The 12657-nt window shown below is 66.1% G+C and carries 11 protein-coding genes; 5 read left to right on the top strand and 6 right to left on the bottom strand.

Going from position 1 to position 12657, the window contains the following annotated elements:
• Both ABIC75_RS08690 and ABIC75_RS08685 read right to left on the bottom strand, forming a co-directional pair.
• Positions 1–1350 (bottom strand): peptidylprolyl isomerase, encoded by a 1350-nt coding sequence (locus ABIC75_RS08690; protein WP_354013447.1) that lies wholly within the window; start codon positions 1348–1350, stop codon positions 1–3.
• Between the two features lie 38 nt (positions 1351–1388).
• Positions 1389–3857: an LPS-assembly protein LptD gene (locus tag ABIC75_RS08685; protein WP_354013446.1), complete on the bottom strand. Its 2469-nt coding sequence runs from the start codon at positions 3855–3857 to the stop codon at positions 1389–1391.
• Positions 3858–3949: 92 nt separating this feature from the next.
• On the opposite strand from ABIC75_RS08685, the gene msrB reads away from it, so the two are divergent.
• On the top strand, positions 3950–4354 hold the full coding sequence (gene msrB, locus ABIC75_RS08680) for a peptide-methionine (R)-S-oxide reductase MsrB (RefSeq protein WP_354013445.1): 405 nt from the start codon (positions 3950–3952) through the stop codon (positions 4352–4354).
• Between the two features lie 10 nt (positions 4355–4364).
• On the opposite strand, the gene ABIC75_RS08675 is transcribed toward msrB, so the two are convergent.
• The 3 genes from ABIC75_RS08675 to ABIC75_RS08665 are packed head-to-tail and all read right to left on the bottom strand — an operon-like array spanning position 4365 to position 6486.
• A complete protein-coding gene (locus ABIC75_RS08675) occupies positions 4365–5288 on the bottom strand; it encodes a histone deacetylase family protein (RefSeq protein ID WP_354013444.1) in 924 nt (307 codons plus the stop codon).
• Between the two features lie 6 nt (positions 5289–5294).
• Positions 5295–5861: a cob(I)yrinic acid a,c-diamide adenosyltransferase gene (locus ABIC75_RS08670; protein WP_354013443.1), complete on the bottom strand. Its 567-nt coding sequence runs from the start codon at positions 5859–5861 to the stop codon at positions 5295–5297.
• Between the two features lie 19 nt (positions 5862–5880).
• A complete protein-coding gene (locus tag ABIC75_RS08665; protein WP_354013442.1) occupies positions 5881–6486 on the bottom strand; it encodes a hypothetical protein in 606 nt (201 codons plus the stop codon).
• Between the two features lie 96 nt (positions 6487–6582).
• Here ABIC75_RS08665 and ubiH point away from each other — a divergent pair, with 96 nt between their 5' ends.
• From ubiH to ABIC75_RS08650, 3 genes are read left to right on the top strand one after another with little or no spacing between them, the layout of a single operon-like run.
• The gene (ubiH, locus tag ABIC75_RS08660; RefSeq protein WP_354013441.1) at positions 6583–7812 is read left to right on the top strand and encodes a 2-octaprenyl-6-methoxyphenyl hydroxylase; all 1230 of its coding nucleotides are present in this window, start codon (positions 6583–6585) and stop codon (positions 7810–7812) included.
• Positions 7813–7817: 5 nt separating this feature from the next.
• Positions 7818–9032, top strand: coding sequence for a UbiH/UbiF/VisC/COQ6 family ubiquinone biosynthesis hydroxylase (locus tag ABIC75_RS08655; RefSeq protein WP_436407906.1), 1215 nt, complete (start codon positions 7818–7820; stop codon positions 9030–9032).
• A gap of 34 nt (positions 9033–9066) precedes the next feature.
• The gene (locus ABIC75_RS08650) at positions 9067–9855 is read left to right on the top strand and encodes a dienelactone hydrolase family protein (protein WP_354013439.1); all 789 of its coding nucleotides are present in this window, start codon (positions 9067–9069) and stop codon (positions 9853–9855) included.
• A gap of 73 nt (positions 9856–9928) precedes the next feature.
• Here ABIC75_RS08650 and ABIC75_RS08645 read toward each other — a convergent pair whose 3' ends face one another.
• Entirely contained in the window at positions 9929–10930 is a 1002-nt protein-coding gene (locus tag ABIC75_RS08645; RefSeq protein WP_354013438.1) for a polyprenyl synthetase family protein, read from the bottom strand.
• Positions 10931–11332: 402 nt separating this feature from the next.
• On the opposite strand from ABIC75_RS08645, the gene ABIC75_RS08640 reads away from it, so the two are divergent.
• Positions 11333–12550: an MFS transporter gene (locus ABIC75_RS08640; RefSeq protein ID WP_354013437.1), complete on the top strand. Its 1218-nt coding sequence runs from the start codon at positions 11333–11335 to the stop codon at positions 12548–12550.
• Positions 12551–12657: the final 107 nt, after the last annotated feature.

Raw genomic sequence — 12657 nt, 5'->3', positions numbered from 1 at the left:
TCAGGAGGACTTCGGGCTCTGCTGCTCGTTGGGATCGCGCAGCTCGGGCACCAGGATGTTCACGTAGGCACTGGAGCGCATCTCGCGCAGGTAATCGTCGTACACCTGCTCGGCCTTGCGGTTGCCGATGGCCTGGCGGGCCTGGTTGCGCGCCATATCGTCGGTACGGTCGCTCTGGCGGGTGCCCAGGCGTTCCAGGACGTGCCAGCCCGCTTCGCTCTGGAACGGCGGGGAGACCTGGTTGTCCTTCAGCTCGACCAGGTGCTGGGCGATGGTCGAACCCCAGTCGTTCTGCATGAACCAACCCATGTCGCCGCCGTTGTTGGCGGTGGTGTCGTCCTTGGAGTTCTCCTTCGCCAGCTTGGCGAAGTCCTCATGCTTGTTGACGATGCGGTTGTAGATGTCCTGGGCCTTTGCGCGTGCCTGCTCGGCCGTCAGCAACTCGCTGGGGCGGATGAGGATCTGGCGGGCGTGGAATTCTTCCACCACCTGGCGGCTGGGCGCGCGCTGTTCCTCGAGCTTCAGGATGTGGAAGCCGGTCGGGCCGCGCATCGCCGGGCTGACTTCGCCGGCCTTCATGTTGCCCACCGCGTCGGCGAAGGCAGGCGGGATCTCGTCCATGCGGCGCCAGCCGAGGTCGCCGCCCTCGAGGGCGTCCTGCGCGTCGGAGTAGCGAATGGCGGCGGCGTGGAAGTCCATGCCGCCCTTGATGGCGTCGATGGCCTGCGTGGCCTTGTCCTGGGCCGCCTTGATGTCGGCGGCGCTGGCGCCGGCCGGCAGGCTCACCTGGATGTGCGCCAGATGCACTTCGCCCGCCTTGTAGGACGGGCTGGCCAGCATGTTGTTGATTTCGCTGTCAGTGATGCTCACCTGGTCGCGAACCACGCTGTCGTGCAGGCGCTGGGCGACGATCTGGTCGGACAGCTGGTGGCGGAACGCGGCAAAGCTGTTGCCATCGGCTTCCACGGCGACGCGAAGCTGGTCGGCCGTCATGTGGTTCTGCTGGGCCACGGCGTTCACAGCCTGGTCGACGTCGGCATCGGACACGCGGATGCCCTGGTCGTCGGCGCGCTGCACCTGCAGCTTCATCAGGATGAGGCGGTCCAGCACCTGGCGGCGGAGCACGTCGATCGGCGGCAACTGGCCGGGATTGCTGGCGTACTGCTGCTGGACCGAACGGACGGCCTCATTCAGCTCGCTCTGCAGGATCACGCCCTCGTCCACCACCGCCACGATACGGTCGAGCGGCTGCTTGCCCTGGCCTGTGGCCTGGGGCAGCAGCTGGGCATGGGCGGGCAGGGCGGTCGCGGTAGCGACCGCGAGCAGGAACAACGCGAGGTGCTGCTTCATCAGTCCGGGGCCTTCGATCGCCGTGGGCGACAGGGAAGTTATTGATAACCAAGAATACCATTGCGGATGGCGTTTTCCGACTGGCCGGTGAACCCGCCCATGCCCTTGAACTCCACTTCCACCATGATCGCCGTATTGGCCGAGCCCAGCTGGTTGGTGAAGTCGTAGGTATTCACGTAATGGCGTCCCACCAGGCGCAGGGCCACACAACAGCTGTCGTACTCCACGCCGGCCAGGGCCTCCACGGTCTTCTTGTCGAGTACCGAGTAGGTCCAATGGCCAATCAGGCGCCAGCGGTCGGAGACGGGATAGACAATGGAAGCGTCATATTGTTCCAGCAGGGGCGCTTCGGTGCCCGGCGTGCGGCGGTAGCGGTAGGAGAAGTTGAGCACGCCGTCGGTCTTGATGCGCTTCTGTAGCGTGATCGCGCCCAGGTCGGTGAGGCTCAGATTGGGATTCCATTGGTATTGCGACATCAGCTTCCAGTCGTCGTTGAGCTGGGTGCTGAGGTCAATGATGTAGTCGGAGCCGGACCAGTTGGTGGGCGCCGGGGCTGCATTGTTGCTAGTGGGGATCTGCACTCGCTGCTGGGTGAAATAGCGGATCTGGCCGAAGCTCGCCGACAGGCGCTCCACGCCGTTGTCGTCAAGCAGTCGCGAGGTCAGCATGGCGCTGAGGTTGTTCGCGTTCTCCTGGCGGTCGGCGCCGGAGAAGGTATTGGGCGTGAACAGCTCCCACGTGTCGAACGACATCAGGTTGGTGTCGAACAGCGGAATGTTGTTCTGGTTGCGGTAGGGCACGTACAGGTAATACAGGCGCGGTTCGAGCGTCTGCGTGTAGCTGGTGCCGAACAGCGAGGTGCTGCGGTCGAACACCAGGCCACTGTCTACGCTGACGATGGGCAGTGAACGGCTCGGCGAGTTGCTCGTGAACGGTGACGCCTGACCAGCACCCAGCGGACCATAGTAACCGTATTGCTCCGTGTTGCCGGTGAGGTCATAGCCCGTGTAGCGATAAGCGACCCTTGGCTTCACGAACCACGCGGCGCCGCGGAAATCGGCCTGGATATACGGATACAGATCGAGGCGGTTGCCCTCGACGGAGTCTTCCTTGCGGAAGGCAACCGCTTCGGTATTCGCGCCCACGTCCAGCCAGCGATTGATCGGGTAGTCGACGTTGAAGGTCGCGCGCGGCCAGCGCTTGTACTGAACTGACGTGTCCGGCAGCGAGTAGTCGGCGTTCTGGTAATAGTCCGCGCCGAAGCTGGCGTTCCAGTACGCCGCGCCCCACTTGCCTGCACCATTGATATATGTGGAGGAAACCAGCTGACTGGTCGTGGTCGTATAGAAGTCGTTGCCGAAATCACGCAGATAGTTGCGGTCCGACGCAAGGTTGATGCCCGCGTTGAGCGACCATGGCCCGTACAGATGGGTGGAGTCGTAAAGCTTCAGCAACCAGCGGTCAGTGCCCTTGGTGTTTTCCGTGCTGTCGGGGTCGTTCGCACCGTTGTCATGGGGCAGGAACTCGAGGTTCACCTGGCCCTGGCTGCCCGGTACGAGATAGCGAAACTCGCTCGCCAGCATCACGCCACGATCGGTGTAGATGCGCGGATCGAGCGTGGCGTCATAGTTCGGCGCGAGGTTCAGGTAATACGGCGCGCTCACCATGAAGCCCGAACGGCTGGAGTTGCCGACGGTCGGGGTCAGGAAACCGGACTTGCGCTCGTCGTTGATCGGGAACGTGAAGGTGGGCAGCCAGAAGAACGGCACGTTGTACAGGTACATGGTGGCGTCGTGCGCCACGCCTTCGCCGGTTTCCTTGTCCATGCGGATGTCCTTCGCATGGAGCTCCCACACGTGGTTGCCCACGTCGCAGGTGGAATAGGTGGCGTTGAAATAGCGGCTGCGCTGGTCGTCCAGCATCTGGCCCTGGGTGGCCACGCCGTTGCCGCGATTGGTGAGCATCTGGTACGCGACGTTGTCCGCGATGCTGGTGCTCGCGTTCTGGTTGCCGCGCATATGGTCGGACGACACCAACTGCCCCACTTCCTGGTAGCGCACGTTGCCGCGCGCGTCGTAGTCGGTGGTGTCGTCGTTGTAGTCGGCCACGTCGGCCTGCATGCGCTGGTCGGCGCGGTCCATCTTCACGTCGCCCTCCAGGTGGTAGACGCTCTGGTTGGAGCTATCCACGCGCTGGGCGGCGACATAGGTGTTGGACGTGTCGCGGACCGAGCTGTCCTTGCTCATGGTCGGGTCGTAGAACGAGAGCATCGCGCTCGGGCGACACATGTTGTAGTTCAGCGGCCGCGTCGGGCAGCGGAACGCGCCGAGCGGGCAATTGGATACGGTGGGCCGCGCCACGCTGGGCGTGGTCGGCGGGGCCGTCGCCTCGCTGGGCGCCTCGGGTGCCGACTGGGCCTCCACCGGGCCGCCGAACAGGGCGAGGGCAGCGGCGACCGCCAACAGGCGGCGAGGGGGCAGGTGGCGCGGAGGCAGCTTGGGCGTCACGATGGCAGTCTGTCGGCTGGGAGGCTCGTAAAACTAGCAGAAAGGCCCCATGGACGGCAGTTGGGCAGCACACACCGCGAGAAGGATTCAGCATGAGCGATCAGAAACCGGCCCGTAGCGACGAGCAATGGCGCGCCAGGCTGACGCCGCAGCAATATGCGGTGTGCCGCTGCTCGGCCACCGAGCCGCCCTTCAGCGGCAAGTGGTATCGGCACAAGGCCGCCGGAACCTACGTGTGCGTGGCTTGCCACGCACCGCTGTTCGCATCGGAAGCCAAGTACGACTCGGGCTCGGGCTGGCCCAGCTTCTTCCAGCCCCTCGCGCGCAAGGCGGTCAGCCTTCAGCAAGACGAAACCCATGGCATGCGCCGCACCGAAGTCCGCTGCGCTACCTGCGAATCGCACTTGGGGCACGTCTTTCCGGATGGTCCCAAGCCGACCGGCCTGCGCTACTGCATCAATTCCGTGGCGCTGGATTTCGCGCCGGCCGGCGGTTGAACGCCGGGGTTCAGCCTTCGAGCAACTCGCCCACGTGGGCAGCCACGCTGGTGGACAGGGCAAGCAGGTTGTAGCCGCCCTCGAGGGTGGACACCACGCGGCCTTGCGCATGGGCGTGCGCCACGTCGACCAGGCGCTGGGTGATCCACGCGTAATCCTCGCTGCCCAGTCGCAGATCGGCCAGCGGGTCGTTGCGGTGGGCATCGAAGCCGGCCGAGATCAGCAACAGCTGCGGCTTGAACGCATGCAGCTTCGGCAGCAGGTCGCCTTCCCACAGCTCGCGGAATTCGTAGGAGCCGTCGCCCGGCGACAAGGGCGCATTGATGATGTTGCCTACGCCGCGTTCGTCGGCGTGTCCGGTATCCGGATACAGCGGCATCTGGTGACTGGAGATGAACAGCACGCGCGGCTCGCGGGCGAAGATGTCCTGCGTGCCATTGCCGTGATGCACGTCGAAATCGGCAATGGCCACGCGCTTGAGCCCGTGCGCGGCAATGGCATGGGCCGCGCCCACGGCAACGTTGTTGAACAGGCAGAAGCCCATCGCGCGATCGGGAGTGGCGTGATGACCCGGCGGGCGTACAGCGCAGAACGCCTTGCCGCCGTCGGAACCCAGCACGGCATCCACCGCAGCGACCACCGCGCCAGCAGCGCGCAACGCCGCTTCGGCCGAGCCCGGCGACATCAGCGTGTCTTCGTCCAGGCGCACCGTGCCTTGCTCCGGGGCGATGGCGAGAATGCGGTCGACATGTTCGGGCGTGTGCACGCGCAGCAGTTGCTCGCGCGTGACGCGCGGTGCTTCCACGCGATCGAGGGCGGCGAAACGGTCCTGGTCCAGCGCCTGCAACACAGCGCGCAGACGGGCGGGTGACTCAGGTTGGGCGGCGCCGGGATCGTGCTGCAGGCAGCTGGTGTGGGTATAGAGCCGCAGCATCGAGCATCACGCCTGCGGCTTGCGACGACGCTCGTGCTGCCACAGCACTTCACCGTGGCCACTGGCGCGGGCCAGCACGCGCGAGATGACGAACAGCAGATCGGACAGGCGATTGAGATAACGCTGCGCCTGCGGTCGCACTTCTTCCACGCGTCCCAGCGCAATGACCTCGCGCTCGGCGCGGCGGCACACGGTGCGCGCCAGATGGCAGCACGAAGCCGCCATGCCGCCACCGGGCAGGATGAAATCTTTCAACGGCGGCAATGGATCGTTGAAGGCATCGAGCACCTGTTCGAGCTGCTCGATATCAGCGTCATGGACCATCGCCATACCCGGAATGCAAAGCTCGCCGCCCAGGTCGAACAGGTCGTGCTGCACCTGGGTCAGCGTTTCGCGCACGTCGTCACCCACGCCATCGGAGGCCAGCACCATGCCGATGGTGCTGTTGAGTTCATCCACCGTGCCGTACGCGGAGACGCGCAGCGAATCCTTGGCGACGCGAGAACCGTCGCCCAAGCCAGTGCTGCCGTCGTCACCCGTGCGGGTATAGATCTTCGAGAGGCGGTTACCCATCGCGGCGTGCCTTCAAGGATCAGTGCGACAGCTTGGACGAATCCGCATGGCCGAGCATGCGCGACAGCTGCACCGCCAGGCCGTGGACCACCAGGCCCAGCGCCACATAGAGCGCGGTGGTTTCGAGGAAGAAACCGTACCAGTCGACCATGTTCTCGAACCAGGCAGCCAGGCTGCGCGGCTGCGGCACGGTGCTGCTCAACCAGTAATAGCTGCCGTTGGAGATCGCGTAGCAGGCAAGCCAGCTCACCAGCACGGCGGCCACGGCGAGGCCGAGGCTCTGCGCGTTCAGGCCGAGCTTGCGGCCCGCCAGCCAGCTGCCGCCCATCCACAGGCTGGCGTACGCCGGCACGAGGAACCAGTAGGCCGCCGAGACGCAGTAGTGCTCCCAGAAATTGATGCCCTGGTTGCTGATCACCAGGTAGTCGATCAGCACGGACTCGACCAGCAGCAGCGGCAAGGCCCAGCGCACCGAGTTGCGCAGCCAGAAGCCGGCCAGGAAGAAGATGCCCCAGGAGGCGTCCCACACGTCGTGATGGAACAGCGAGAGGTGAATACGGGTGGCGGCCATCACTCCGGCCAAGGCCAGAAAGATGCCCAGGCGCTGGGTCTGCGTCTTAGCCATGAGCTGCTCCAAAAAAGGTCGCGTCGAATGCAAGCGGGAAGTCTATCGCAATTGGGCAGACCCCGGCCCACAGCCTAGCGCGTATCATGCGGCGCCATGACGAACTCATCCTCCCAGGCCGCCGCCCGGCAGCCGGTACTGATCGTTGGCGGCGGACTGGTGGGCGCCAGCCTGGCCATCGCGCTGGATGCCGCCGGCATCGACGCCGTAATGGTGGAAGCCGCCGCGCCGCGCGTCGGCGATCAGCCCAGCTACGACGAGCGCAACCTCGCGCTGGCGCGCGCCACCGTCAACGGACTCGCCGCTATCGGCGTGTGGAAGCACGCGGCGGCGCAGGCCACGCCCATCCGTCACATCCACGTCACGCGGGCCGGCGAGTTCGGCAGCGTGCAGATGGACGCGGCACGCCAGGGCGTCGATGCACTGGGCTGGACGCTGCCCGCGCGCGAACTCGGTGCTGCACTGCTGCGTCGGCTGGACGAATGCACGCGTCTGCGCCGCTTGGCGCCCGCGCGCGTGGAGTCGCTGGAACCGGTGGCGAACGGCTGGCGCGCACGCATCCAGACGGCTGATGGAGCAGTCGATATCGACACGCCGCTCCTGGTCGGCGCCGACGGCACGGCCTCGTTCGTGCGCGATCGCCTCGGCATCGAGGCGGAGCGCCATGATTACCGCCAGACGCTGTTCGTCTGCACCGTGACGCCGGAGCGCGACCACGCGCATCGCGCCTACGAACGCTTCGCCGACAACGGGCCCATCGCCCTGTTGCCGCTGGCAAGCCGTCGTTGCGGACTCGTGCTCACCGTGCCGCAACATGAAGCGAAAGCGGTGGAGGCGATGGACGATGACGCCTTCATTGCGTTGGCGCAGGAACGCTTCGGCTGGCGCCTGGGTCGCTTGAGCCGCCCCGGCAAACGCCACCCCTACGCCATTCAACGCGTGGTCGCGCGTTCGCTGGTGTCCACGCGAGCGGTGCTGGTCGGCAACGCCGCGCAGACGGTGCATCCCATCGGCGCGCAAGGCTTCAACCTCGGTTTGCGCGACGCATTGACCCTGGCGGAGTTGTTGACCGGCGCCGATGATCCGGGTGCCGAAGACCTTCTGGACCATTACGCGACACGCCGCACGCCGGATCGCGAGGGCACCATGGCGATGAGCCATGGACTCGTCCAGCTCGCCTGCCTGCCGCAGCCGTTGCTCGGGCCCCTGCGATCGATCGCCATGCTGGCGTTCGATCGCCTGCCGCCGCTGCAGCGCCTGATCGCGCGCCGCGGCATGGGTTTTCGCGGCGATCCACCGAAGGCCGTGCTGGAGCGACTGCCATGAGCCTGATGTCTTCCTCGCGCGGTGAATCGTCGCGCCGCCGCGGTCCCGCGCTCGATGTCGCCGTGGTCGGCGGCGGCATGGTCGGCGCGGCCACGGCACTGGCGCTGGCGCGCGCAGGATTCGCCACCGCACTGGTGGAGGCGCGCGCGCCGACACCGTGGTCCGTCGACGACGAAGTCGATCTTCGCGTGGTTGGCCTCGCGCCTTCGTCCATCGCCTTGCTCGACGCGCTGGGCGTCTGGACGTCCATTCGCACTTCACGCGCCAGTCCGTACGCCCACATGCATGTGTGGGATGCCGCCAGCGGCGCATCCATTCACTTCGATGCGGCGAAGGAAGGCCGCGACCTGCTCGGCTACATCGTCGAGAACAGCCTCGTGCAATGGCAGCTCTGGCAGGCGCTTGATGCAGCAGGCGTGAGGCGTGTGTGCCCGGCGAAAGTCAGTGGGTACGAGGTATTGGAAGATCGCGTGCAACTGACGCTGAGCGGTGCAGAAACCGACGTGCTATCCGCGCGCCTGCTCGTCGCCGCGGATGGCGCCGCGTCGCCACTGCGCGCCATGGCCGGTATCGAAACGCGCGGTCGCGATTACGCGCAGCGTGGCATCGTGGCGCATGTGCAGACCGAACGCGCGCACGAGGGCACGGCGTGGCAGCGCTTTCTCGACAACGGTCCGCTCGCCTTGCTGCCACTGTCGGATGGGCGCAGCTCCATCGTGTGGTCATTGCCGGAGGACGAGGCGCAGCATGTGCTCGCACTCGACGACGCGGCGTTCTTCCAGGCGCTTGGCGTAGCCAGCGATTTCCGCCTCGGCCGCATCACCGGCGCCACCGCGCGCGCGGCGTTCCCGCTGCGCCTGCAACTGGCCGACACCTATCAGGCCGAGCGCTTCGTGTTGCTTGGCGACGCGGCCCACACCGTGCATCCGCTGGCAGGGCAGGGCGTGAACCTCGGGCTGCGGGACGTCGCCGAGTTGCGCGACACGCTGGTCGCCGCGCGCGAGGCGGGAAGCGACATCGCGGCGGCGCACGTGCTGCGTCGCTACGCGCGCCGTCGCCGCAGCGCCGACACCATGGATGCGTGGGGCTTCGATGCGCTGGCGCGTATCTACGCCTGGCAGGCGTCCCCGCTGGTCGCCGCGCGCGGACTTGGCGTGCGACTGGTCGACAAGTTGTCACCAATCAAACGCAGACTCGCGGAACACGCCGCCGGCTTGTAATCGTTCGAAAATCCCGCAACCAGGAGTGGACGTCATGCGCATCGCCCGTCTTTGCAGTTTGCTGTTGCTTTCCGGATTCGCATTCGCCGCACAGGCGAAGATGGTGGAAAAGCCCGTCGAGTGGACGCAGGACGGCACCACCTTCCACAGCGTGCTGGTCTACGACGATGCGGTGACCGCCAAGCGTCCGGGTCTGGTGATGGTGCCCAACTGGTACGGCGTGAACGACGGCGCGATCAAGAAGGCCGAAGGCATCGCCGGCAAGGATTACGTCATCCTCGTCACCGACATGTACGGCGAGAAGATTCGCCCGACCAGCGACGACCAGGCCAAGGCGGCGACCAGGCCGCTGTATACCGACCGCGCGCTGATGCGCAAGCGCATCAATCTCGCGCTCGACCAGTTGAAGGCGCAGGGCAAGAGCGCGCCGATCGACGTCAGCAAGCTCGCCGCCATCGGCTTCTGCTTCGGCGGCTCGGCTGTGCTGGATCTCGCGCGCAGCGGCGCCGACGTGGCGGCCGTGGTGTCCTTCCATGGTGGCCTGGCGACCGACGATCCGTCGCTGGCCAAGAACATCAAGGCACGCGTGCTGGTGATGAACGGCGCCGACGACAAGGGCACCATGCCCGACGCCGACAAGTTCATGGACGAAATGCGCAGCAGCAAGGCCGACTGGCAGTTCGTCGTGCTGGGCAACGCAGTGCATTGCTTTACCGAAACCGACCAGCACAGCGCCGGCTGCGCCTACGACGAACGTGCGGCGCAGCGCAGCTATCGCCTGATGCGCGATTGGTTGCACGGCGCCTTCGGCAACACGCCGTAACGAGGGCCTGCGCAAAAAAACAAAGGGCCGCGCATAGGCTGCGCGGCCCTTTCGTTTTGCCATGGATGAGGCGTCAGAACGAACGCTGCACCGAGTAGTCCGCCAGCGTCGCCATGGCATCGCGCCACGGCGAATCGGGCAGCACGCGCAGCGCATCGCGCGCCGCATCGGCGTGCAGCACGGCGCGTTCGTGCGTGCGTTCGAGCGCGCCCGAATCGCGGATGGCGGCGATGATGCGGTCGAGCGAATCGAGGCCGCCGTGTTCGATGGCGTGGCGCAGCGACTGCTTCTGTTCGGCGTCGGCGCGCTGCAATGCATAGATGAGCGGCAGCGTGGGCTTGCCTTCGGCCAGGTCGTCGCCGATGTTCTTGCCCAGGGTGCCAGCGTCGGAGACGTAGTCGAGCAGGTCATCGGCAATCTGGAACGCGTAGCCCAGCTGCATGCCGTAACGGCGCAGCGCCGCGCATTGTTCCACCGGGAGCCCGCCGAGCAGGCCACCCAGTTCGGTGGCGGCGGCAAACAGCACGGCGGTCTTGCGTTCGATCACGTTGAGGTAGGCCGCTTCGTCCACGTCGGCATTGCCGATGTTGAGCAGTTGCAGGACTTCGCCTTCGGCGATGGTGTTGGTGGTGTCGGCCAGGATGCGCATGATGCGCATGTCATCGAGCTCCACCATCATCTGGAACGAGCGCGAGTAGAGGAAGTCGCCCACCAGCACGCTGGCCGCGTTGCCCCACAGCGCATTGGCGGTCTTGCGGCCGCGGCGCAGGTCCGACTCGTCCACCACGTCGTCGTGCAACAGGGTGGAGGTGTGGATGAACTCGATTACCGCCGCCAGCTTGATGTGGTGCTCGCCGCGGTATCCGGCGGCGTTGGCGGCCAGCACGTGCAGCATCGGGCGCAGACGCTTGCCGCCACCGGCAATGATGTGGTCGGCGATCTGGTTGATCAGCACCACGTCCGACGACAGGCGTTGGCGGATCAGCGAGTCGACCCGATGCATGTCTGCGGCGGCGAGCCCTCGAACGGCGGCAAAGTCGGCAGAGCGGCGGGTGTCGGCTTGAGTCGTGGTCATGAGGCAGTCATAGCGTCGTATCGGGGGATTATAGATAGAGTTTGGCTGCTCTGACCGTTTCCATGAGGATGTCACCGCTTTTGTGTGACCGCCGATGCGCGTTGAGCCGTCGAAGGCAGGCTGGCCGCGTGTCGAGACGACGCGGTGCAGAGCTGCGGTCACACAAAAGCGGCCCTACGGGTGATCTCCAGCAAGCGCGCAGGCCGTGGTCCATGACTTGCTCAGGCGGCCAGCCTGAGCAGCGTCTTGGCCCGCACCCTGCGCACTTGCTGGAGGTCATGCCACCCTCACGGAAACGGTCAGAGCAGCCCCGCAAGAAACCGCCGCGACACGGCACCACGGTTGGTTTTTTGGGGTCAAACGTATAATCGGTCGCTCATGCGACCCTTTTAAGAAGCCCCGGTGAGCAAACTCTCCCCACTCGAGCGACGCAGCGCGCTGACCCTGGCCTGCGTGATCAGCCTGCGGTTGTTTGGCCTGTTCCTGATCATGCCGGTGTTTTCGCTGTACGCGCAGCGCATGCCGGACGCCACGCCCTGGCTCATCGGCATGGCGCTGGGCGTCTACGGCCTGGGGCAGGTACTGCTGCAGATTCCGCTGGGTCTGCTGTCCGACCGCATCGGCCGCAAGCCGGCGATCACGCTGGGGCTGCTGGTGTTCGCCGTCGGTGGCGGGGTAGCGGCCATGTCGCACAGCCTGCTGGGCATCGTGATCGGGCGGGCGTTGCAGGGCATGGGCGCGGTGGCCGGCGCCGGTACCGCGCTGGCGGCCGACCTCACGCGGCACGAAAACCGCAGCAAGGTCATGGGCATCATCGGCGTGTCCATTGGCGTGGCTTTTCTGCTGGCGCTGATCCTGGGGCCACCGCTGGAAGCCATCGATGGGCTCCCCGGCCTGTTCGCCGCCACCTCGGTGCTCGCCCTGGCTGCGCTGGTGCTGCTGTGGCTGATCGTGCCGACGCCCGAGCGAGCCTCGGCGCCGGCAGCCATCACCTGGGGCAGCGTTTTGTCGATGCTGCGTGATGGCCGCATGCTGGTGCTCAACGGCTCGGTGTTCTTCCTGCACCTGTTGTTGACGGCCAGCTTCGTGGGCCTGCCGTTGCTGTTGGCCGAGCGCCTGCATTTGCCGGTGAATCGTCATTGGGAGCTGTACTTGCCGGTGATGGTCATTGCGGCCTTCGTGATGGGAGCCTGCCTGCATCGCATGCGGGAGCTCGCGCAGAGCCTGCGCCTGGTGGCCGTATGTGTCGTGGCGACCGGGCTGGGGTTGCTGGGCTTCGGCCTGTCGGGCGATCACGTGGCGGTGCTGGGCGTGGCGGCGGCCGTGTTCTTTTCGGCCTTCAACTTGTTGGAGGCGGCCTTGCCCAGCCTGGTGTCCCAGTTGGCGCCGGGTTCCATGCGCGGCGCCGCCATGGGCGCGTATTCCACCAGCCAGTTTCTCGGGGCCTTTGTTGGCGGCGCGGTGGGCGGCATCGCTCTGGGCAAGCTCGGCATCGATGGCGTGTTTCTTTGCGCGGCCGCGCTGACCTTGTTGTGGCTGCCCTTGGTGATGATCGGGGCGCGACGCATCGAGTCCGCCAGCGCCTCGATGGAGGCCGCTGCGGCGGCGCGCAGCGCCTAGCGCACCAACCGATGCGCCAGGATGCGGCGGCATTCCTTGGCAGCGGGTCGTTCGGCGGTGTATGACGTGAGGCTTACGTGACGGGGCAGGGGAGCTCGCCGCCGTTG

Origin of the sequence: Dyella japonica, from assembly GCF_040545895.1 — a bacterium.
Lineage (GTDB): Bacteria > Pseudomonadota > Gammaproteobacteria > Xanthomonadales > Rhodanobacteraceae > Dyella > Dyella japonica_D.
Note: the sequence above shows the minus strand (reverse complement) of the source record. Positions and strands in the feature narration are given on the sequence as shown.